The following is a 21,245-nucleotide window of genomic DNA, read 5'->3' on the forward strand; positions in this document are numbered from 1 at the left end:
AGGCCCGCGATCGGCCCGAGGCCCGCGATCGGCCCGATGGCCGCGATCGGCCCGATGGCCGCGATCGGCCCGATGGCCGCCATCGGCCCGAAGGCCAGCAGCGGCCGCGGGCCGGGCCGCGCCGCCTCTCTCCGGGGCGGTTGTGGAGGGGGCGCGGTGCGCGGAACCGAGGGTGCGCAGCAGGCGGTCCACCTCCGGGTTTTCGCCCGGTGAGTCGATGCGGACCAGGGTGTCCGGGCCCGGGACGTGGCCGGTGAGCAGCACGTCCCGCCACGGAAAGACCTCCGGGGCGGGCAGGCCGGCCCGGGCCACCGCTGCGGTGAACAGGGTGACCCGGCGGTTCTCCGGGTTGCCGACGACGGCCAGGCGCACTACTCCGACACCGCAGTGAAGCGGCCCCACTCCCGCTCGCTCTGCTGGTGCGACACGTCGACCGCGACGCCCGGCAGCTCCTCGACGAACCGCTGCGCCATCTCCGTCGTCATGAAGTGGTGGCTCAGGTCGAGTGACTTCAGGTGGGTGAGCGGCTGCCCGGCCAGGAGTGCCTCGGCGCCGGTGTCACCCATCACGCCCAGTGACAGGTCGAGCTCGGCGAGCCGGGCGACCACCGGTGCGGCGGCGAGGGCCGCGGCGACCTCGTCGGCGATCTCGGCGTTGCGCAGGCCGAGGTGGGTGAGTGCGGGCAGGGAACGGCCGGCCAGGATCGGCGCCAGGTCCTCGGCGCGGGCGTCGCCGCCGTAGTTCGAGACGCCGAGCCACAGCTCCAGGAACGTCAGGTTCGGCAGCTCGGACGCACCGATCGCGCGGACCACCCCGGCCGGCAGGCCGCCGGCCTCGAAGACCAGCTCCCGCAGGCCCTCGTGCCGCAACGGGGTCAACTGGAGGTCTTCCGCGCCACGCACCCACAGGTGCTCCAGCGCCGGGAACGCCTCGAGCAGCGGCGTCAGGTCGCCCTGGTTGATCCAGGAGATCTCGCACTGCTCCGGGCTGATCTCGCCGATGAACAACCCGCGCAGCCCGCTGAGCCGGTCGGCCCGGTTGACCAGCAGCTCCATCGGGAACGGCGTCTCGTATGCCGTGCCCCACTCGCCGACGATCAGCGCGGTCGGGCCGGCCGGACCGCAGCGCTCCAGCAACTGGTCGAGAGCGGCCTCGAACTCCTCCGGCGGGGCCTCGAAGTCCTCCATCTCGATCCGCCAGGCCACCGCGGCCGGATCGTCGACGGTCTCCCGCTCCAGTGGCACGACCGGCAGCCCCGCAAAGGTCGCCAGGTTGTCGTTGACGCTCACACATCCCCCTCAGCCGCGCTGACACCGTCCGGAACAGTGCCGAGAAGTTAGCAGGCCCCACCGACACTTTCCGGACCCGGTTAACCCGAACAGTTGATACCTACTGTCCGGATCGAGACTGCCATCTCGACCACGAAGTTGATCACTGAGAGTATCGAGAGCCTCACCCGATGGCGACAACGAGGTGCGGCATGATCGCCATTCTTCTGGTCCGTCACGCGGACATCGCTCTTCCACGGGTCTCGGCCGATCCGTCCCTGAACGACGCGGGGCGGGCACGTGCCGAGGCGCTCGCGCACGTCGCCGGCTCGGCCGGGGTGACGACCGTGTTCACCTCGCCTTTCCGGCGTACGAAAGAAACCGCCGAACCGATCCTGAAGCGGCTCGGCCTCGTCGCCCGGGAGATGCCGGACGCCGCCACCGTCGCCCGGCAGGCGCACGCCGGGGAGTACGGCCCGGTCGTGCTGATCGTCGGGCACAGCAACACCGTTCCGGACGTGATCGCCGCGCTGGGCGTCGCGTCCCCGCCGGCCGTCCACGAGACCCGCTTCGACCACCTGTTCGTGGTGAGCCTGACCGATGCGGGTCAGACCGGCCTGCTGGCTCTGACGTACGGAAATCCTTCTTTCTGATCCGAGGTGTCCTTGCCATGTCCGCCCACCGCACACTCAGCTGCATCACCCCGCCGTTCATCCTGACCAGGCTGCTGGACAGCGACAACCACGCCATCCGCGACGCGGCCCTGTCCACCCTGCTCACCTCCGCCCAGCTGCGCGGCGAGCGCGGTGTCCGCTCGCTGATCGCCGGAGCCCTGGTCACGCCCGGTGACGGGCGCCGGAGCATCTTCGACTGCCGGCACAGCACGTTCCTGCCGTCCGCCACCCTGGTCCGCTCGGAGGGTGAGGCGGACGTCGCCGACGTGTCGGTCAACCAGGCCTTCAACGGGCTGGGCACCACCCGCGACTTCTTCCGCACCGTGTTCCAGCGCGACTCGATCGACGGCCGGGGCATGCGGCTGCTGGGCTACGTGCACCGTGGCCGGCACTACAACAACGCGTTCTGGGACGGCCAGGAGATGGTCTTCGGGGACGGCGACGGGGAGGTCTTCAGCGACTTCACCGGCTCGCTCGGCGTGATCGCCCACGAGCTGGCCCACGGCGTCACGGAGCACACCGCGGGCCTGGAGTACCACAACCAGTCCGGCGCGCTCAACGAGTCGCTGTCCGACGTGGCCGGCGCGATGGTGACCCAGTGGTTCCTGCAGCAGACCGCGGACCAGGCGGACTGGCTGATCGGCGCCGAGGTCTTCACCCCGAACATCGACGCGGACGCGCTGCGGTCGATGAAGGCGCCCGGCACCGCGTTCGACAACAAGCTGTTCGGCAAGGACCCGCAGCCCGACCACATGGACCGGTTCGTCGAGCTGCCCGACACCGATCAGGGCGACAACGGGGGCGTGCACATCAACTCCGGCATCCCGAACAAGGCGTTCTACCTGCTGGCCACCGGGATCGGCGGTTACTCCTGGGATGCTCCGGGGCGCATCTGGTATGAATCGATGAAGGCGTCGACCGCGACCACCGAGTTCCAGGGCTTCGCCGACATCACGCTCCGCAAGGCGGAAGAGCTTTACGGTACGGAGAGTCGCGAGCAGCAGGCTGTCAAGGAGGCGTGGTCCGGAGTGGGCATCCAGGTGAGCACGACCCCGACGCTCAGGCGCCAGTAGATGCGAGTGTCCCTGACGACCCATGGCGGGCTGGCGGCTGCGATCACTCGGCAGCTGCCACCCCGCGTGGCCGATACGGATCAGCTCTCACCCGAGGTCGCCGCCGAACTGCGCGGCCTGATCGACGCGGTGCGTGGTGATCCTCCCGGTCGGCCCGATCCCGCCGCCAGGGACGCCATGACCTACACGATCGTGGTCGAGCACGGTCCGGAGCCGACCACGCTCACCGCCTCCGACACCGCGATGACGAAGTCCTTCGCCGACCTGCTGGACTGGGTCGAGCGCAACGCCGCCTAGGGCCGGGGGAGCGCCGCGTAACCGGCGATCAGGATGTCGACGGCCTGGGTGAAACGGGAGTCGAAGTCCAGCCCGGCCCGGGTCGCGATGACCTCCAGCAGGTTCGGGAACTCGGCCGGGTCCAGCTCGGCGGCGTGCTGGTCGAGATCCGGCTCGGAGCCCTCGTGGCCGGGCGTCTGTCCGACTTCGGCCAGGGTGTGCCCGATCGTGAACGTGGCCAGCACGTTCACCATGTCCAGAGCGCGGCCCAGCGGCAGCCCGGCGGTTCGCATCGCGGCCAGCCAGCCCTCCGACATGCGCAGCGCGTCGGGGGAGTTCACCGGGCGGGTGGCGGCCAGCGGCAGCACACCCGGGTGGGCGATCAGCGCGGACCGCAGCCCGTGCGCGAACGCCCGCAGCCAGGCCGGCCAGTCGTCGCCGGACGGGGCGCCGAGGCCGGTGAAGGCGGTCTCCATCACCCGGTCGACCAGGCCGTCCAGCAGCGCGTCCTTGTTCGGCACGTGGCGGTAGAGCGACATCGCCTCGACGCCCAGCTGCGCGCCGAGCTTGCGCATCGACAGCGCGGGCAGGCCGTGCGCGTCCACGTAGTCCAGCGCGGCGTCGAGCACCCGCTCCCGGGTCAGGCCGGCTTTGGCCCCGGCGCGACGGTCCGGCACGAGCTACCCCCTTGACGATGCTTACGGTGTAAGCCACGATACCGGAGACGACGATGCTTACACCGTAAGCATGATCTCCGGAGGTAGCTCGTGTATGCGCTCGCCATCGTCCTGATCCTGGCCGCGGTCGGCTACTTCCTGGTGATGACGCTCGTCGACCTGTTCCCGCTGAACAACGTGCGCGACGCCACGCGCTCCGAGCAACTGACCGAGGTGGCCGTGAACGCGCCGGTGATGGCGCTGCCCGCGGTGCTGCTCGGTGTCGCCGCAGCCACGTCACTGCCCGCTTTCGGGTATGCCGGCGCGGTGCTGGAGTCCCTGGCCGTGCTCGGTGGCCTGCTGCTGTGGTGGTCGCCGTACCTGCTCGGTGTCGTCATGCCGTGGGCCACCGCCGGCACCGGGGTGAGCTGGGCGCAGCTGCACGCGCGGACCTACGCGCGGACGGTCACCGTGCTGCCGCGGATCGGGGACCGGCCCCGGCCGAATCTGGAGCACATGATCCTGCACGCGCTGATGCTGGGCGCGGCGGTGACCACGTTCGCGGCCAGTGCGGCGATGTGAGCGGCTTCCATCGTACGAAATCGGTCATGATCTTGAAATGTGCTCGCGGACCGAAACCGGCGCCGCGACATCGGCACGGACGACCTTGATCCTCAGCCGGGGGCTGCGGCGACCGGTCGGGCGGCGCGGCGCCGGAACCCGCGGCAGGGATGGCTCCGGCAGCGGCGGGAGGGACGGCAGTGACCAGTCCATTCGCCATGCCGGGCGCAACACCGCCGCGAGGTAGGCGATCCCGCACACCCACAGCGCCAGGTTCAGCCCGCCCGCGCTCAGCAACACCGCGCCGAGCAGACCGCCGACCGGGATCCCGGCCCACGCCCATGCACTGATCAAAGTCTGCACCCGTCCCCGCAGCGGCGCCGGGATCAGCTCCACCTGGATCGTCTCGAGCAGCGGGTTGAACAGGCCGGAACCGATGCCGGCCAGAGCATAGACCGCGATCACCGCCTCCGGCGGCAGTCCCAGCGCGAGCACGATGATCCGGGTCGGCCCGCTGCTGAGGACCCCGATCAGGTACGTCGCCCGGCGCGGCAGGCGGGCCCCGAAACCGGCCGAGGCCAGCGCGGACGCGATCGAGGCCAGCCCGACCGTGCTCAGCGCCAACCCGACAACTGTCGCGTCGTGACCGCCGGCCCGCGCCCAGATCGGCAGCAGCACCGCCATCAGCGCCTGGTCGAGCAGGTTGGTGACGACGAACATCGCGGTCAGCGCGCGCAGCGGCGAGTTGCCCCGCAGGAACGCGGCGCCGGTGCGCAGCCGATCGACATACGTCTCGTCGTCGCGCCCGTGGTCGCGCACCGGATCGGTCACCGTGAGCGTGACGATCAGCGTGGCGACGCCGAGCATGGCGGCCGCCGCCCACAACGCCCGATCCCCGCCCAGCGTGGCGACCAGCCACCCGGCCAGCGCGGTGCCGACCGCAGTCGCGGTACGTTCGACGGCGGTCGCCAGCCCCACCCCGCGGGCGGTCGACTGCCCGGCGTCGGCAGCGGCGAACGGCACCAGCAGCCGTTTCGCTGCGCTGGCCGGCCCGTCGGCACACCCGACCAGCACCAGCATGGCAGTCAGCAGCCACAGTGGCGGCGTCCCGAAGATCGCCGGAATGATCAGTACGACCGCCGACGTCACGTCACCGGCGGCGCTGATCCGGCGCGGCCCGATCCGGTCCAGCAGCGGGCCGGCCAGCCACTGCGTGAACGCGTACGGCAGCACCTGGCAGGCCACCACCAGGCCGGTCTGCGCGGCGCTGCCGGTCCGGTCCAGCACCAGCCACGGCACGGCCACGGTGAGCAGCCGGTTCGCCGACAGGGTGCAGGCCTGCGCGCCCAGCACCCCGGTGAGTCCACGCCATCTCACCCGGCCATCACCGGCACCGGACGTGGTTGATCGATATCGCCATCCGAGCATCCTTCGGCAAAAGGCGGGGCGGTTTCTTCGCACCGTAGATGTCGATGGCCACCGCAGGTAGTCGGCCGTCGATTACGAGATAGCCGGAATCAGTACTTCCCGACAGTCGGGCGGCTCCGGTTGTTGACCAATACCCGCAGGTCACACCGTCGAAGGTCAACTTTCCCGGTCCGCGCTTATCGGCTACTCGTCGCGCGGAATTGATGTTCCCGAAGTCGCACAGTGAGTCCGTCGTATGCTCTTGCGGTGAGCTCGCTGCCATTCATTGAAGCCGACGTGACCCACCTGGAGCGAGCGGTCGAGCTCGCCTGGACCGCCCGGAACCGTGGCGACCATCCGTTCGGCTCGCTGCTGGTCACCCCGGACGGCGGCATCCTCGAGGCGGCGAACACGGTGGTCACCGGCGCCGATCCGACCGGCCACGCGGAGACCAACCTGGTCCGCCTGGCCGGCGGCGTCGACCGGGAGGCGCTGACCGGGAGCACGCTCTACACCAGCACCGAGCCGTGCGCGATGTGTGCGGGCGCGATCTACTGGTCCGGGATCGGGCGGGTGGTCTTCGCGCTCTCCGCGGAGGGACTGAACGCGATGGTCGTGGAGGAAGAGGGGATCCCGCCGCTGCGCCTGCCGTGCCGGGAGGTGTTCGCGCGAGGTGGGCGGTCGATCGAGGTGGCGGGGCCGTTCGACATGCCGTCGGCGACCGAGGTCCACGTCGGTTTCTGGGATTGACCGGGTCGCCGACCGCGCGGCTTGCGGCACATCCGGGGTACGGCCAGCTGCTTGCTCAGGCCAGGTCGGATTCGGTCAGCGCGTCGGGGATCGGGGTGGCGCCGGTGTTGAAGCGGATCGTGCGGCCGATCGTCGCGGGCTCGGCCAGGACGTGCACCACGACGGCGGCGACGTCGGCGCGGCTCACCGAACCGGCCGTGGCACCCTGGCTCGCGGTCTCGATCCGGCCGGTCGGCGGCTCGTCGAGGAGGCGGCTCGGCGCGAGGACCGTCCAATCCAGATCGGTCGTCGCGAGGTGGGCGTCGGCCGCGGCCTTCGCCTCGGCGTACGGGAAGAAGCTGCTCTCGGCCGGGACGCCGTGATCGATCTGCGAACCGAAGTAGGAAACCATCACGTAGCGGCGGACGCCGGCCCGCGCCGCCGCGTCCATCGAGCGGATCGCCGCGTCGCGGTCGACCGCGTAGGTGCGGGACGGGCTCCCGCCGCCGGCCCCGGCCGACCAGACGATCGCGTCGTGGCCGGCGAACAGCGTGGCCAGCTCCTCGACACCGAGCTGCTCGACGTCGGCGACCAGCGGTTTCGCGCCGGTCTCCGCGACGTCGGCGGCGTGCTCCGGATTGCGGAGCACCGCGGTCACCTCGTGCCCGGCCTCGACCAGCAGCGGCAGCGCCAGCAGCGCCACCTTTCCGTGACCACCCATGACAAGAACACGCGATTCGTCCATTCCCGGGAGGTTACGCCTACCTGCGGCGATCCCTTCCGGTCGGCAGGTCCGGCCGGGCTCATCGAGCCCGGCCGTGAACCTGTCGGTCAGGCCTTGACGATCGGCTTCAGGGCCTCGGCGACCGTGGTGACCATGCCGGGCCGGTGACCGTTACGGATCAGGTTGATGGTGATCCCGTCGATTCCGGCGCCGATCACCTTCTCGTGCAGCTGCTCGGCGACCTGCTCCGCGGTGCCGAGGAAGGCCCGGTTGCGGCGATCCTCCGGGATCGACTCGCTGAGCTCCTTCACCTCCTGCTCGTTCTCCCCGATCATGCCCATGACCAGGTAACTCGTGGCAAGAGTCGCCGGGTCCCGGCCGATCTCCGCGCACCGCTCACGGAGCACGCCGACCTTGCGGGCCAGGTCGTCCACGTCGCAGATGATGTTCATGTGGTCGGCGAAGCGGGCCGCCAGCCGGAACGTCTTCTGCTCGCCGGAGCCACCCAGCATGATCGGGATGCTCGGCCGCAGTCGCGGATTGTTCATCGCGCCACGGGTCACGTACCACTTGCCCTCGTGCGTCGACGTCTCGCCCTTGAGCATCGGCGCGATGATCGTCAGCGCCTCCTCGAGCCGCTCGAACCGCTGCCCGAACGTGCCGAACTCGAACCCGAGGTCGTTGTGCTCGCGCTCGAACCAGCCGGCCCCGATCCCGAGGATGGCCCGGCCCTTGGAGACCACATCGAGGGTGGTCACGGTCTTCGCCAGAAGAGCAGGATTACGGTACGTGTTCCCGGTGACCAGCGTCGACAACTGGATCGTCGAGGTGGCCGAGGCGAGGGCCCCGAGCGTCGTGTAGGCCTCGAGCATGTTCGCTTCCGGCGCGCCGATGCCCGGCAGTTGGTAGAAATGGTCCATCACCAACACGGTGTCGAACCCGGCCGCCTCCGCCTCCTTGGCCTGCGCGGCGACCGTGTCGAAGAGGTTCTCGACCGGCACACCCGGATAGGTGAAGTTCGGGATCTGGTAACCGAGACGGATGCTCACAGTGCCTCCAACTATGTAAGAGGGCTATCACTTGTTAATGTAAGAGCCAACTTACACGGGGGCAAGCCGGGAGGTGAGCGTGTCGCGGGATCGGGCCTATCATCACGGCGACCTGCGGGCCGCTCTGATCACCGCCAGCTTCGAGCTGCTCGCGGAGGGCGGGCTGCGGCGTTTCTCGGTGGCCGCGGTGGCGCGCCGGCTGGGAGTGAGCTCGGCCGCGCCCTATCGGCACTTCCCCGACCGTGACCACCTCCTCTCCGCGGTGTCCGGCGCCGCGGCCCACGACCTGCGCGCCGCAATCCTCAAGGCCGCCGTCGCAGCCGGTCCGCCCGCCCCGGACGACCTGGGAGCGACGGATCCGGCTGCCGCCGGCAGCGCACCGGCTGGCCCGGCTGCCGCTGCCGACAGGCTGGCGGCGGTTGCGGGTGCCTATTTTCGGTATGTCGTGGCGACTGGTGCCGGGTTCCACGTCATCTACGCCCCCGAGTTGTATGCCGTCGCCGACGAGAACCGCCGGGAGCAGACCCGGGCTCTGATGGACACCCTGCTCGACCTCGCGACCGCGACCGACGTCCCGTCCTACCGCCAGGCCGTCCCGCTGGTGGAGGCGATCATCGCGGTGGCGCACGGGTATACGTCGCTGTTCGCCGACGGCTTCTTCGCCCGCGGCGGCCCGCAGGCGGTCGAGACCGTGGCCGCCCGCGCTACCGAGGCCGCCCGAGCCCTGATCCGCGCCGAACCCCGCCCCTGACCCCCCTTCCTCCCGGGCGTCTCGCGTCTCCGCCTCCGCGGGCCAGCCCTCCGGGGTCGTGGCTCCTTCCGTGTGCCAGGCCCTTCGTTTCGCTGGAAGGCCGTCTGTGGGCCCGCCGGTGGGCGGAAGTCACTGATGTCTATGCTGCCCACCGTGATCAACTTGGTCCGTTGGCAGCGGATCGTCCTTCTCCCGGTCGCCGTGCTGCTGACCTCGGTCGCCGTGGCCGCCAGCGACGTGACGAACAGCTCGGCGTGGGCGGACGTCACCGCCCGGTTGACCCGGCCGATGCTGGAGAGCGGGCCGCTGCCCCGGCCGGCCGAGGACGCGCCGGTCTCCGAGTTTCAGGCGTGGATCGCCCAGGAGGCGAACGCCGTCCTCAAGGTGGAGACCGAAGGTCTGCTCAGCGGGGACTTCACCACCTACGCCCTCGGCGCGATGCCGGATGACTCGCTCGTGCGGGAGAGCCTGAAGAGTCGCTTCCGGACTCTGCGGGAGCTGAAGGTGACCCGCTTCGATCAGCGGATCGACGGTCAGCCCTACGTCCTGCCGGGCCGGGACTCCTGGCGGGTCGTAGTGATCGCCGACCACTGTTTCGTCGAGACGGACTGCGCCACCGACGAGGCGGTCTTCGACTCCCGGTGGAAGGTCACGCCGGACGGGCTGAAGCTGACCGGATTCCGGGTCCACGACCGCACCCACCCGTGCTTCAGCTGCAGCTCGTCCCGGTCCGCGATCGTCGCCCGGCCGTGGGAGACCACCGAGCTGGTGGCCAAGGTCGGCAAACGCACGCTGGTCGCTGTCCCCTTGAAATACCGGGCCCGGCTCGCCGAACTCGCCGCCCGGGCCGAGAGCGCCGCCGTGATCGCCGACCGGTACCAGGTCGGTGACGGCAAGGTCGACCGGTACCGGCTCTTCATCGCCGACCCAGTGTCCTGGTCCCAGTGGTACTACGGATATCCGGGCGCCTGGGCAGCCGGCCTGGCCGCGCCGACCGGCCCGAACCGCATCGAGGTCGAGGCGGCCGAGTCCGCACTGACGCCGGGTTACGCCGACGAACTGCTCACCCACGAGCTGGCCCACGTGTCGACGCTGCGCAACGACACCACCTACGGCCAGGACGACGTCTGGTTCCTGGTCGAGGGGATGGCCGAATACGTGATGCAGCAGGGCGTCGGCGGCAAGGAGTATCGCCGCGGGACGGTCGTGCGCCACCTCACCCAGCAACGGCCGCTGCGCTCGGTGATGGTCCAGCCGCCTGCTGTCGACGCCGACCTGGTCGACGCCCAGGCCCGGTACGCCGTCGGCTATTACGCCCTGGAATACCTGTTCAAGCACTACGGCAAGGCGAAGACGCTGGCGTTCTTCCGCGGCGCCGTGCAGTACGGGATCGGCCTGGACGGCGCCTCCCAGTCCGCGTTTGGCACACCGTGGGCCAAGGTCGACCGGGAGTGCGCGGCATACGTCCGCAAGCTCTGACCGGGACCGCGGCGCCCGCCGGGGTGGTGTGGCCGGCGCTCACGGTCACCAGTGTGAGAGTCGTCGAGCCCCGGTAACAGTCAATACTGTTCATGAATCCCGGTGGGTGAGCGGCGGACGAGCCGGAGCAGGTGCTCGGCGATCTGCTCGCCGGCCAGTACGCCCGCGGAGCCGGTCACCGTGACGCTGTCCGTGCGCCAGCCGCGCTCGTGCAGCTCGCCGTGCGCCGGCCGGATCCCGGCGTCCGCGCGGGCCAGCATCTCCTGGTCGAGGAGCGAGTCACCGGCGGCGACGACCGAGCCGAGGTCCAGCCGCTGGGCGATCTCCGCGGTCGCGGCCCACTTGGTGATCGGTCCGGGTACGAAGTAGAGCTTCCGGCCCTGCATCGACACCGTCCAGCGGTGGGCGGCGCACCACGCGGTCAGCTCGGCGAGCTGGTCGCCGGGCAACCGGGACCGTTCCACGATCGCGTAGCAGAACAGCCCGTCGGCGTCGCGCAACCGGAGCAACCAGGCCGGGTCGCCGGTGTCCCGCACGTGATCGCGGACGGACTCCAGCGGCGCGCACTCCCGGCGCACCCGGTCGCCGATCGACCGGCCCCACGTGGGGTCCGGCCGGCCGTCGATCAGGATCTGCCCGCCGTTCGCGATCACCGCGTAGCGGGCGGGCTCCTCGGTGAGCCGGACCCGCTGGAACTGGGCGAGTGTGCGGGTGGTGGCCGGGACCAGCGTGGCTGCCCGAGCCAGTTCCTCGATCAGGCGGCCGGCGCGCCGGGTGCAGTAACTGAGCGGCTGCCCATCGCTGATCTCGGCCACCTCGAGGCGAGGTGCCGTGGCGTCCGGACCGGTCAGCCCGAGCGCGGCAGCGGAGTAGATCAGCGTCCGATCCAGATCACACGCGACCAGCGGACCGCCGCTCACCTGTTGAGCGGCCGGATCAGGCCCACGCACTGATAAGGGAGATCTGAGTGTTCCTCCACCGGCACCCCGCGATCCGCCGCGAGCAGTCGCACGTGTTCCACGTCGCGCCCTGCCCCCGCCCGGATCAGTACCCGCCAGGGCACCCGGCGCAGCAGCACCCGGGTCGTCTCGCCGACGCCCGGTTTGACCAGGTTGAGGTCGCTGATGTGGTACTCCGCGCCGATCCGCTGCACGGCCGGCCAGCCGGTCCACCGGGGTGTCCGGTCCGCCGCCGCCAACTCCGGCCAGTCCCGGGCCACGGCGGCCATCACCGACGCGAACCGGGCACTCACCGTGTCCAAGAAGACCGTGGAGAGATCGGCATCGGTCAGGTCGGCGTAGAACTTGGCCCCGTGGAACTCGCCCGGCCGGAGCAGCAGCCGGTTGAGGACGGTCCGCGACACCAGCCCGGACACCGTCGAGTTGAGGCAGGCCGAGGGCACCAGGTAGTCGTCGCGACTGCCGTACACATCGGTGCAGCTGCCTGGGTCCGTGAGAACCGCGAGCGTCGGGCGGACCGGAAAATCGGCCAAGGCCGCGGTCAGTTCCCGGGCGATCGCGCCCTTGCCGGTCCAGCCGTCGACGAAGACCAGGTCGGCGGCGTCGTGCCGGTCCAGCACCCAGCGCAGCGCCGCGGTGTCGATGCCACGGCCGCGGACGATGCTGACCGCGTAGTGCGGCAGATCGATGCCGGTGGTGGCGAGCGCCCAGCGGCGCATCAGCACCGCGATCGGGGTGCCGGCCCGGGCCAGCGAGAGCAGCACCGGGCGCGGGCTGACCAGGTGCCGGACCAGTTCGGTGAGCACGCCGACGTCATGCGCCAGCCGGTCGGCGGTGTCCGCGAGCGCGCGGCGGAAGAGCGCGACGTACTCGTCGGTGGGCCGGTACTCGACCGGCAGCGACTCGGCGTAGTGCGCGGTGCCGGCTTGGATGGCCCGCTCACGGTGGTCCGGCGAAGCCTCCAACGGTACGGCGGACAGGTCGGTGAGCAGCCACCCGACCTCGTCGCAGGCATACGACCCGAACGCGGGCCCGCGCAGCGGAGCAATCATCAGACGCCGGCCGTGGCGACCAGCACCCGGCGGCTGACCGAGCCCAAGGCATGCAGCAACCCGTCCAGCCGCCCGGTGTCCGCCGGAGGGTCGACCACCACCAGCACGGCATCCACCCCGAGCCCGGCCAGGTTGTAGGCGTACCGGCTACCCGAGGACTCCAGAGCCGGGAAAGTCAGCGCGCTCCGGATGGCGTATCCCGGTTCGTCGATGACCACGACCGGTGAGCGAGTGGTGCTGGCGAACCGCACCCTGGTTGACGTGGCGAGCTCCGCGGCCAGCCGCAACGGGACGTACATCAGTTCCTCGGTGCCCAGCACGAGCAGGTCACCGACCGGCGGCACGGCGGCGGCCAGCGCGGGCAGGGCACGATCGAGGCGCGCGCGATCATCGGGCCCGAACCCGTGCCGCGCCGACTCCGGCAGCCCGTCGGGCCAGGGCAGCCGCACCCGAGTGATCTCGGGAGACGGCCACGATCCAGGATCAGGAACAGTCACGCCGAACCGGGCAGCTAGCTCCTGCCCCTTCGCCACCGCATCGGGCGGCAGCGTCAGCCGGGCAGAAGCCGCCGCCACCACCGAGATCCGCACCCGGAGTTCCACGGCCAGCTCGGCCAGCCGGGCACCCCCGCCGGTGTCGACCAGGACGGCGACCACGTACCGATCGCGCGGGTGCAGCCGGTGCAGTGCCCGGATCGTGTTCGCCGCCGTGTTTCCCGTGGTCAGTTCGTCGTCCACGAGCACCACCGGGCCGTCCCCGGTCAGCAGCCCGGTATCGGCGGGCAGCAGCAGATGCCCGGTGGCGTGCGAGTGTTCCTCGGCGAAACCGGCCGCCGGCGCATGTCCCGGTACCGCACGACGGGTGGACTGCAGGCACATCGCGTTCCCGAGCGCGTCGGCGACGCAGTGCCCCAGCGCCGTGGCTGTCTCCGCGTACCCGATAACCAAAGCCGGAGCACTATCGGTCAGACGCGTGCGGACCAGCTCGCCGAGCCGCCGCCCGGCGGCGAGAATCCGCCGCGGTTCGGCGGGCACGTGTTTCCCGAGGACCCGGGAGACCAGGAGGTGGGCCCGCCGCGGGTTGCGCCGCAACGCCAGACCGATCATGTCCGGTACGTCCGGAGAGCCGGTCAATCCGGCCGGCAGGTGCGCGGTGACCCAGGCGGCCGGCGCCGGGTCCAGAACCGTGGCGGTCATGCCTGTGCGCCGGCGACCAGCAGCTCGACAGTGTCCACGCCCTCGGCAGCCACCCCGAACAGCTCCGCGCGCCGCAACGTCCGCTCCGCCCAGGCCCGGTGCGGCTTGGACTCGTTCATCTTGTTGCGGTACGCGGACGCCCGCACCCCGCCCCGTGCCCGGGTCGCCAGCACGTCACCGGCGTCGGCGTACTCCTCGGCGGTCACCACCATCAGCGCGTGCACCACCGGCACGTGCGTCGGGTGGATGACGGTCTTGCCGGTCAGCCCGTTCGCCTTGTCCAGCACCACCTCGCGCAGCAGGCCGTCCAGGTTCGACGAGATCAGCTCGCGGCGCAGGTCGTTCGCGTTGTGCAGGTGGAACGGCGACTCCCGCAACTGGGGCTTGAACAGCCGGCCGGTGTCCCCGAAGTGCTCCCACACCGGCCCGGTGATCACGTGTCCGGTGCCGTCGGCGCGGGCGAAGACGTTGACGATGTCGCCGATCGCGTCGGCGATCACCCGGACGTCGTAGACGGTCAGCCCGCGGGTCCGGCGCAGCCCGTACGCGCTGGACAGGTCGGTGGCGCCGACCCGCAACGCCAGCACCGAGCCGGGATACTTGTCGATCAGGCGCTGGATCGAGCGCAGCGCGTTGTCCCGGGTCTCCCGATGGATCACGTCGGGCGACTCGAGCACCGGCATGCCGAACAGCCGGACGCCGAGCCGGACCTCCGCGGCGACCAGCGCGTCCAGGTACTCGGCGCCGTTGAGCTCGGTGAACTTCGGCAGAACAAAACCGGTCAGCGCGGTCGGGCGGGTCCCGAGTTGCCGGGCGATGGCGGTGATCTGGTCGGGCTGCCGGACCCGGACGAAGGTGAGCGGCGCCGGCTCGCCACCCAGCGCCCGGAGCTGCGTGATCACGTTCTGCTCGGCCTCGGCCACCTGGTCGTCGCCGATCGCGTCCTCCAGGCAGAGGACCACGCTCGTCACCCCGCGGGCGGCGACGCGACGCAGGTCATCGGCGAGGCGTGGCCGGGTGGCCGGCATGTAGAGGGTGGCGCCCAGCGCCAGGGCCAGCACCTCCGGCTCCGCGGAGCGGTGGAAAGGGCCCGGCTCCACCGAGAAGATCCGCTCGCGGACCTGCTGGGCGACGTGGGCGAAGTGCCGCATACGGCCATTAGCGCACAGCGGCCGCGAGGCCGGGACCGGATTCGTCACTTGCGGCCGGCCGTCCAGCGCATGCCCCAGTTGTACATGGCGTCCAGCACGCTCTGGGAACCCCTGATGTATTTCACCTCCCGGCGGATCGACAGCGCTCCGTCGGCGTTCTCGAGCATCACGATCGCGCAGGTCTGTGCCCGGTCGTCGGACTCGTCCAGGAGCACTTCGATCTGCGGGCCGGTGGCCGGGAAGACCGTGACGACGCCCTGAGCAGCGGCCCAGTTGGGCACTCCGGCATAGATGATCGTGAAGATCAGGATGCGCCGGATGGAACTGACCTGCTGCAGGTCGACGTACAAATTCTCGCCCTGGGTGTTGGTCCCGGAGCGGTCGTCACCGTCGAGGCGGCAGATCGGACCGCCGCCGAACGAGTGTGCGTCGGTGAACGCCTTGCCGTTCGCCTGGACCACGCCCTTGGAACCGTCGGTGTACTCGTAGAGACAACCGAGGTCCAGGTCGACGGGCGGATCGGACTTACGGAAGATGCTGCCGGGGGCGGGGCGGGCGTTCCAGTTCAGGTTGACCCGCAACAGCCCGGCCTGCTTCGTCAGCGAGACCGTCGGCGCGGCCTTGGTCAAGCTGACCTTCGAGAGCGAGACCGCGCCCGGCGAAACCGCGGGCGAAGAGGCCGGCGCCTTGGGTCGCTTCGTGTAGTCGATCGCCACGACGATCAGGCCACGTTCACACCGTAGTCCTGCGCAATGCCCCGCAACCCCGACGCATATCCCTGACCGACCGCCCGGAACTTCCACTCCGCGCCGTTGCGGTACACCTCGCCGAACACCATCGCGGTCTCGGTCGATGCGTCCTCGGACAGGTCATACCGGGCCAGCTCCTTGCCGTCACCCTGATTGATCACCCGGATGAACGCGTTGCGCACCTGCCCGAACGACTGTTTGCGCTGCTCAGCCTCATAGATGGCAACGCTGAACACGGCCTTGTCGCACTCCGCCGGCAGCTCCGCCAGTCGTAGATTGATCTGTTCGTCGTCACCGTCGCCGGCGCCGGTCAGGTTGTCACCGGTGTGTTCCACCAGGCCGTCCGGGGTCTTCAGGTTGCCGAAGAAGACGAAGTGCTGATCCGAGAGGACCTTGCCGTTCGGGTCGGCCAGGATCGCGCTGGCGTCCAGGTCGAAGTCGGTGCCGGTGGTGGTCCGCGCGTCCCAGCCGAGCCCGACGGTCACCGCGGAGAGTCCGGCGGCGCCGGCCTGCTTGGTGAGCGAGACGTTCCCACCCTTGGTGAGGCTGACAGACATGATGTCTCCTATCGAGAGATACCGATCTAGAGGTGCTGGGCGATCGTGGGGAGCAGGTCGTTGAAGGTCCGGCCGGACGCGGGCGTGCCGATCGCCGTCATCTCCCAGCCGTCGCCGCCCCGGGTCACCTTCGTCATGACCTGAGCCGTGTGTGATCCACTGCCGGAGAGTTCGTACCGGGCGAGCTCGCGGCCGCCACGCTCATCGACCAGCCGGCACACCGCGTTCTGGATCTGGCTGAAGTTCTGCCCGGTGAACGAATTCACCACAAAAACCAGCGATTGTACGACCGGGGGCAGCGCGGTCAGGTCCACGACGATGCTCTCGTCGTCGCCGTCCCCCGCACCGGTCAGGTTGTCGCCGGTGTGCTGGACCGCGCCGTCCTTGCTGCGCAACTGCCGGAACCAGACCTGGTCGAGCAGGGTGCCGCCGGCGTCGAAGAGCAGACACGACGCGTCCAGGTCGACGCTCTGCTCCTTGCTGCCGCCGAACAGCCCACGCTTCTTGATCACGTCCCAGCCGAGGCCCATCCGGACCCGGGACAACCCGTTGTCACCGGCGGCCTTGGTCAGCGAGACGCTCTCGCCCTTACGAAGACTGACAGCCATGGTTGCGTGCTCCTACGCGTCGATGAGGGTCTTGCGGCGTTCCTCGGCGGCCGCGGCGAGCCCGCCCCGCCGGTTCCTGATCACCGACGACACCATCGCGGCCGTGATGAACGCGACCCCGATCAGCCCGGTGACCACCTCGGGCACCTCCTGCTTGATGCTGATCAGCAGGATCACCGCGAGCGCCCCGATCGCCCAGTGCGCGCCGTGCTCCAGGTACGCGTACTCGTCGAGGGAACCCTTGCGGACCAGGTAGATGGTCAGTGACCGGATGTACATGGCGCCGACGCCCAGGCCGGTCGCGATGATGAAGATGTCCTGGCTGATCGCGAATGCGCCGATCACCCCGTCGAACGAGAACGAGGCGTCGAGCACCTCGAGGTAGAGGAAGAGGAAGAAGGCGGCCCGCCCGGCCAGCTTGGCGGTCTCGCTCGGCCCGGACGACTGCAACGACGTCTGCACGGTCAGCGCGTCGCCATGGATCCCGGCGCTGCGCTGCTCGTCACCCTCCGAACCCTCGTTCTCGAACATCTCGCCGAGCCCGTTGACCAGCAGATACGTGGTGATCCCGAGACCGCCGGCGATCATCACGGTGCCCGGCTCGTCCGCCAGCACCTCCGCGGTCACCACCAGGCAGACCATCGCGACCACCACCGACACCTGGTTCAGCTTGCCGATCCGGGCCAGCGGCCGTTCCAGCCAGCCCAGCCAGGTCACCGCCCGGTCCTCGAAGACGAAGTCCAGGAAGAGCATCAGCAAGAACATTCCCCCGTACGCGGCGATGCTCGGATGCGCCTCGTGCAGGTGTGCCGCATAGGTGCCCGGCTCGTCGGCCGGGCCGCCGTCCAGCGCCAGCCGGATCACCTCGATCGGCCCGATCCCGGCGGTGATCCCGACCAGCAGCAGCGGGAAGACCAGGCGCATGCCGAACACGGCCACGATGATGCCGACGGTGAGGAACTGTTTCTGCCAGTACGCGTTCATCCGTTCCAGCACGGTCGCGTTGACCACCGCGTTGTCGAAGGAGACCGAGATCTCCAGCACACAGAGAATGGCGACCAGGGCCAGTGCTGACGGGCCGCCCAGAATCAGCGCGCCGACGAGCGCGACGACGGTTATCGCGAAGGACCAGCCGAATACTCGGATAATCACGTACCGAACGCTAGTGGCGGTCTGCGCCTCCCGGTTCGGATTCGGCAATCCCGCCCGGGTTCCGGGGCCGTATAGAACCATGGAGTTGATCGCTGGACGACCTGGGAGAATGTGGGGGGAAAATGTCGGTCAGTCTCACCAAGGGTGGCAACGTGTCACTCACCAAACAGGCACCGGACCTGAAAACTGTCTCGGTCGGCCTCGGATGGGACGAACGGGCAACAACCGGGGCGGAGTTCGACCTGGATGCCAGCGCGCTCATGGTGAACGACCAGGGCAAAATCCTCTCAGATGCGCACTTCGTCTTCTTCAACAACCTGACCAGCCCAGACGGGTCAGTGGAGCACACCGGGGACAACCTGACCGGCGACGGCGACGGTGACGACGAGACGATCAACGTGCGGCTCGGTGACGTGCCGCCGGAATGCCAGAAAGTGGTTTTCCCGGTCTCCATCTACGATGCCGAAACGCGCCGCCAGTCGTTCGGTCAGGTGCGCAACGCCTTCATTAGAATCGTCAACTCCGCCAATGGTGTCGAGCTGACCAGATACGACCTCGGCGAGGATTTCTCCACCGAAACGGCAATGGTCTTCGGTGAATTGTATCGGCACAGCGGTGAATGGAAATTCCGTGCGGTCGGGCAGGGATACGCCTCCGGGCTGTCCGGCATCGCCCGCGACTTCGGCGTGAATGTCGGTTGAGCCCATGTCCAGTCTTGATCTAGGGCCGTCTCCCGCTCCGCTGGTCCTCGCCCCGCCGGCCGCGGTCGTCGAGGTCACCCCGGAGCAGGCGGTCGGCGCGGTCGTGGTGCCCCAGGCCAAACAGACCGAGCTGCAGCAGCGGGCCACGGCGTTCGCCGACGAGCTCGCCGCCCTCGACCCGCGCTCGCCGGAGTTCACCCAGAAGGTCGGCTCGATCACCAGCATGGGCCAGCAGGACATGCAGGCGGCGGCCTCGTCCGCGAACCGGATGCTGGAACGCCCGGCCGCGGCGATCGGCAAGGGCGGCGGCGACGCGCAGACCCGGGTCGCCAAGACCCTCGCCGACCTGCGGATCACCGTCACCGACCTGGATCCGAAACGCGCCGACCTGACCGGGATCAAGAAGGCCCTCAAGTGGCTGCCCGGCGGCGACAAGATCGACCGGTACTTCAACAACTACCGCTCGGCGCAGAGCCACCTCGACGCGATCATCCGGGCGCTCGCCTCCGGCCAGGACGAGCTGCGCAAGGACAACGCCGCGATCGAGACCGAGAAGGCCAACCTGTGGGCGTCGATGGGCCGGATCAGCGAGTACAACGAACTCGCCGCCGCACTCGACGAGGCGATCGCGCAGAAGGTCGCCGCGCTCGAGGTGGCCGGCCGGACCGAGGACGCCAGCGCCCTCACCTCGGACGCGCTGTTCGCCATCCGGCAGCGACGGCAGGACCTGATGACCCAGATGGCGGTCAGCGTGCAGGGCTACATGGCCCTCGACCTGATCCGCAAGAACAACCTGGAGCTGATCCGCGGCGTCGACCGGTCGCAGACCACCACGGTGGCCGCCCTGCGGATCGCGGTGATCGTCTCGCAGGCGCTGTCCCGGCAGAAGCTGGTACTCGACCAGATCAACGCGCTGAACACGGTCACCTCGAACCTGATCGAGGCCACCTCGCAGCAGCTGCGCACCCAAGGCGCGGAGATCAACCAGCAGGCCGCGTCGGCCACCGTCGACGTGGAGAAACTCCAGGCCGCGTTCGACAACGTGTTTGCCACCATGGATGCGATCGACACGTTCCGGGCGCAGGCCGCCGACTCGATGGTGCAGACCATTCAGGCCCTCGAGGGTCAGGTCCAGCGGGCCCAGCCGTACCTGGAACGGGTCCGGCGGCACGAGCTCGGCTCCTGACCGGGTGCGCTGGTTCCGCCGGCCCGCCGACCCCGCCGCGCCGACCCCGGCCGCCGAGCCGCCACCACCACCCGGGGCGGGGGTCGACGAGTTGGACCGCTTCATCAATCGCAGCGCCGGCCGGCTGCCCGGGTGGGCGGTGGTGCAGGCGCGATGGATAACGGACACGCTCCGGGCCATCCTGGACACGACCGAGCTGGAGGTCACCACCGTGATCCTGGTGAACGGGACGGCCGGCGACTACCTGCCGACCACGCTGACGGCTTATCTCGCCGTCGACGAGAGCCTGCGGACCCGGCCGCGGCGGGACGGTCGCACCCCCGAGCAGCACCTCCGCGACCAGCTCGACGACCTGCACACGGCGGCGACAACCGCACTGTCCGCTGTCCGGGACCGGGATGTCGACGCGATGACGACACAGAGCAACTTCTTGCGTACGAAATTCAGTCGCTCTGATCTTGATCTGTCCTGACCATGGCGCCCATGAAGCGCGGCGCGAACGCGTCGCTGACCAGGGAAATCCCGGACCTTACCGGGGTGGTGCTGGGCGTCCGCGTCGACGCCGGCTCGGAAACCGTGCTGATAGACAACCTGGTGGTCGCCGCGATCCTGTGTGACGCCGGCAAGAAGGCGCTCTCCGACGACCACTTCGTCTTCTTCAACCAGCTGGCCACGCCGGACCTGTCGGTGCACCAGCTGGAGCAGGCGCTCGGGCCGGACCTGGACCAGATCGAGATCGACCTGGGCGGTGTGCCGGAGCCGGTCGCGCGGATCGTGGTGGTGCTCTACGTCAACGAGGGCAGTGGGCGGAATCGGACGCTGGGGCGGCTGCGGCGCTGTGAGATCCGGGTGCTGAATCTGGCCGGTGGGCTGGAGCTGGTCCGGTCGGAGAACCTGGCGGAGGGCCTCGGGGTGGAGACCGGGCTGGCGCTGGGGGAGGTCTACCGCTACCAGAAGGAGTGGAAGTTCCGGGTCCTCGGCGACGGCTATGCCGACGGGATCGTGGGGCTGGCCAGGGATTACGGGGTAGGGCTGTGACCATCGGGTCCCCGGAGGACGCGGCACCCCGGACGGATCTGCCCTTCTTGCGGCACCGAGGCAGGCGCCCGCGCGCAACCACCCGCCCCGCTTCACCAGCACACCCCCTCGCCCATCCCGCAGCCCCAGCGGCCCGCTCCCTTGGCCTGGCCGAGCCTTCAGCGGACCGCTCTCTTGAGCTGGGATCGCCCTTAGCGGACCGCTCTCTTGAGCTGGGATCGCCGGCCGGCTCTCTTGAGCTGCCTCCGA

General features: G+C 69.8%; 24 protein-coding genes and 1 pseudogene. 11 read left to right on the top strand and 14 right to left on the bottom strand.

Translation table 11 applies throughout. The features are described from left to right. A pseudogene (locus tag Apa02nite_RS51420) lies at window positions 1–372 on the bottom strand (STM4014 family protein); the annotation flags it as partial. Further along, window positions 372–1,289, bottom strand: a complete 918-nt coding sequence (locus Apa02nite_RS37610; protein WP_203829299.1) for an STM4015 family protein — start codon at window positions 1,287–1,289, stop codon at window positions 372–374. The gene Apa02nite_RS37610 and the pseudogene Apa02nite_RS51420, both read right to left, overlap by 1 nt. A 191-nt stretch (window positions 1,290–1,480) precedes the next feature. On the opposite strand from Apa02nite_RS37610, the gene Apa02nite_RS37615 reads away from it, so the two are divergent. Genes Apa02nite_RS37615 through Apa02nite_RS37625 form a run of 3 tightly spaced genes read left to right on the top strand, consistent with a single transcriptional unit; the run spans window position 1,481 to window position 3,312 of the window. Next, complete coding sequence (locus tag Apa02nite_RS37615) at window positions 1,481–1,921, top strand: SixA phosphatase family protein (protein WP_203829300.1); 441 nt, start codon at window positions 1,481–1,483, stop codon at window positions 1,919–1,921. A gap of 17 nt (window positions 1,922–1,938) precedes the next feature. Next, complete coding sequence (locus Apa02nite_RS37620) at window positions 1,939–3,015, top strand: M4 family metallopeptidase (protein WP_203829301.1); 1,077 nt, start codon at window positions 1,939–1,941, stop codon at window positions 3,013–3,015. Then, window positions 3,016–3,312: a protealysin inhibitor emfourin gene (locus Apa02nite_RS37625; RefSeq protein ID WP_067698854.1), complete on the top strand. Its 297-nt coding sequence runs from the start codon at window positions 3,016–3,018 to the stop codon at window positions 3,310–3,312. Here Apa02nite_RS37625 and Apa02nite_RS37630 read toward each other — a convergent pair. Beyond that, window positions 3,309–3,968 carry a TetR/AcrR family transcriptional regulator C-terminal domain-containing protein gene (locus Apa02nite_RS37630; RefSeq protein ID WP_203829302.1) on the bottom strand — a complete coding sequence of 220 codons (660 nt, stop codon included), beginning with the start codon at window positions 3,966–3,968 and terminating at the stop codon, window positions 3,309–3,311. The two genes, Apa02nite_RS37625 and Apa02nite_RS37630, sit on opposite strands and share 4 nt — an antisense overlap. Before the next feature lie 90 nt (window positions 3,969–4,058). Between Apa02nite_RS37630 and Apa02nite_RS37635 the strand changes: the two genes are divergently transcribed. Next, window positions 4,059–4,529: a hypothetical protein gene (locus tag Apa02nite_RS37635; RefSeq protein ID WP_203829303.1), complete on the top strand. Its 471-nt coding sequence runs from the start codon at window positions 4,059–4,061 to the stop codon at window positions 4,527–4,529. A gap of 24 nt (window positions 4,530–4,553) precedes the next feature. Here the strand turns inward: Apa02nite_RS37635 and Apa02nite_RS37640 are convergent, their stop codons facing one another. Beyond that, window positions 4,554–5,885, bottom strand: a complete 1,332-nt coding sequence (locus Apa02nite_RS37640) for an MFS transporter (protein WP_232344604.1) — start codon at window positions 5,883–5,885, stop codon at window positions 4,554–4,556. A 297-nt stretch (window positions 5,886–6,182) separates the two neighbouring features. On the opposite strand from Apa02nite_RS37640, the gene Apa02nite_RS37645 reads away from it, so the two are divergent. Then, entirely contained in the window at window positions 6,183–6,665 is a 483-nt protein-coding gene (locus tag Apa02nite_RS37645; protein ID WP_203829304.1) for a nucleoside deaminase, read from the top strand. Window positions 6,666–6,720: 55 nt separating this feature from the next. Here the strand turns inward: Apa02nite_RS37645 and Apa02nite_RS37650 are convergent, their stop codons facing one another. Further along, a complete protein-coding gene (locus Apa02nite_RS37650; RefSeq protein ID WP_203829305.1) occupies window positions 6,721–7,389 on the bottom strand; it encodes an NAD(P)H-binding protein in 669 nt (222 codons plus the stop codon). Window positions 7,390–7,475: 86 nt separating this feature from the next. Further along, window positions 7,476–8,417, bottom strand: a complete 942-nt coding sequence (locus tag Apa02nite_RS37655) for an LLM class F420-dependent oxidoreductase (RefSeq protein ID WP_203829306.1) — start codon at window positions 8,415–8,417, stop codon at window positions 7,476–7,478. Window positions 8,418–8,496: 79 nt separating this feature from the next. Between Apa02nite_RS37655 and Apa02nite_RS37660 the strand changes: the two genes are divergently transcribed. Beyond that, window positions 8,497–9,168, top strand: a complete 672-nt coding sequence (locus Apa02nite_RS37660) for a helix-turn-helix domain-containing protein (protein WP_203829307.1) — start codon at window positions 8,497–8,499, stop codon at window positions 9,166–9,168. A 153-nt stretch (window positions 9,169–9,321) separates the two neighbouring features. Continuing rightward, window positions 9,322–10,647, top strand: a complete 1,326-nt coding sequence (locus tag Apa02nite_RS37665) for a gluzincin family metallopeptidase (protein WP_203829308.1) — start codon at window positions 9,322–9,324, stop codon at window positions 10,645–10,647. A gap of 80 nt (window positions 10,648–10,727) precedes the next feature. Here the strand turns inward: Apa02nite_RS37665 and Apa02nite_RS37670 are convergent, their stop codons facing one another. Genes Apa02nite_RS37670 through Apa02nite_RS37705 form a run of 8 tightly spaced genes read right to left on the bottom strand, consistent with a single transcriptional unit; the run spans window position 10,728 to window position 18,071 of the window. Then, entirely contained in the window at window positions 10,728–11,567 is an 840-nt protein-coding gene (locus Apa02nite_RS37670) for an HAD family hydrolase (RefSeq protein WP_203829309.1), read from the bottom strand. After that, entirely contained in the window at window positions 11,564–12,658 is a 1,095-nt protein-coding gene (locus Apa02nite_RS37675; RefSeq protein ID WP_203829310.1) for a cysteine protease StiP family protein, read from the bottom strand. The genes Apa02nite_RS37670 and Apa02nite_RS37675 overlap by 4 nt, the downstream gene beginning before the upstream one ends. Continuing rightward, on the bottom strand, window positions 12,658–13,854 hold the full coding sequence (locus tag Apa02nite_RS37680; protein ID WP_203829311.1) for a phosphoribosyltransferase family protein: 1,197 nt from the start codon (window positions 13,852–13,854) through the stop codon (window positions 12,658–12,660). The genes Apa02nite_RS37675 and Apa02nite_RS37680 overlap by 1 nt, the downstream gene beginning before the upstream one ends. Further along, window positions 13,851–15,005, bottom strand: coding sequence for an HpcH/HpaI aldolase/citrate lyase family protein (locus Apa02nite_RS37685; protein WP_203829312.1), 1,155 nt, complete (start codon window positions 15,003–15,005; stop codon window positions 13,851–13,853). Before Apa02nite_RS37685 ends, Apa02nite_RS37680 begins: the two co-directional genes overlap by 4 nt. 44 nt (window positions 15,006–15,049) lie before the next feature. After that, window positions 15,050–15,721, bottom strand: coding sequence for a TerD family protein (locus Apa02nite_RS37690; protein ID WP_203829313.1), 672 nt, complete (start codon window positions 15,719–15,721; stop codon window positions 15,050–15,052). Between the two features lie 5 nt (window positions 15,722–15,726). Next, window positions 15,727–16,311, bottom strand: a complete 585-nt coding sequence (locus Apa02nite_RS37695) for a TerD family protein (RefSeq protein WP_203829314.1) — start codon at window positions 16,309–16,311, stop codon at window positions 15,727–15,729. Window positions 16,312–16,337: 26 nt separating this feature from the next. After that, entirely contained in the window at window positions 16,338–16,919 is a 582-nt protein-coding gene (locus Apa02nite_RS37700) for a TerD family protein (RefSeq protein ID WP_203829315.1), read from the bottom strand. 12 nt (window positions 16,920–16,931) lie between these two features. Then, complete coding sequence (locus tag Apa02nite_RS37705; protein WP_203829316.1) at window positions 16,932–18,071, bottom strand: DUF475 domain-containing protein; 1,140 nt, start codon at window positions 18,069–18,071, stop codon at window positions 16,932–16,934. A gap of 122 nt (window positions 18,072–18,193) precedes the next feature. On the opposite strand from Apa02nite_RS37705, the gene Apa02nite_RS37710 reads away from it, so the two are divergent. The 4 genes from Apa02nite_RS37710 to Apa02nite_RS37725 are packed head-to-tail and all read left to right on the top strand — an operon-like array spanning window position 18,194 to window position 20,996. Continuing rightward, a complete protein-coding gene (locus Apa02nite_RS37710) occupies window positions 18,194–18,772 on the top strand; it encodes a TerD family protein (RefSeq protein ID WP_203829317.1) in 579 nt (192 codons plus the stop codon). Window positions 18,773–18,776: 4 nt separating this feature from the next. Then, complete coding sequence (locus Apa02nite_RS37715; RefSeq protein WP_067698886.1) at window positions 18,777–19,958, top strand: toxic anion resistance protein; 1,182 nt, start codon at window positions 18,777–18,779, stop codon at window positions 19,956–19,958. A 4-nt stretch (window positions 19,959–19,962) separates the two neighbouring features. Further along, window positions 19,963–20,430: a hypothetical protein gene (locus tag Apa02nite_RS37720; RefSeq protein ID WP_203829318.1), complete on the top strand. Its 468-nt coding sequence runs from the start codon at window positions 19,963–19,965 to the stop codon at window positions 20,428–20,430. 11 nt (window positions 20,431–20,441) lie between these two features. Beyond that, complete coding sequence (locus Apa02nite_RS37725; RefSeq protein WP_203829319.1) at window positions 20,442–20,996, top strand: TerD family protein; 555 nt, start codon at window positions 20,442–20,444, stop codon at window positions 20,994–20,996. The last annotated feature ends 249 nt before the right edge of the window (window positions 20,997–21,245 follow it).

The organism is Actinoplanes palleronii (genome assembly GCF_016862315.1).
Classification (GTDB): Bacteria; Actinomycetota; Actinomycetes; order Mycobacteriales; family Micromonosporaceae; genus Actinoplanes; species Actinoplanes palleronii.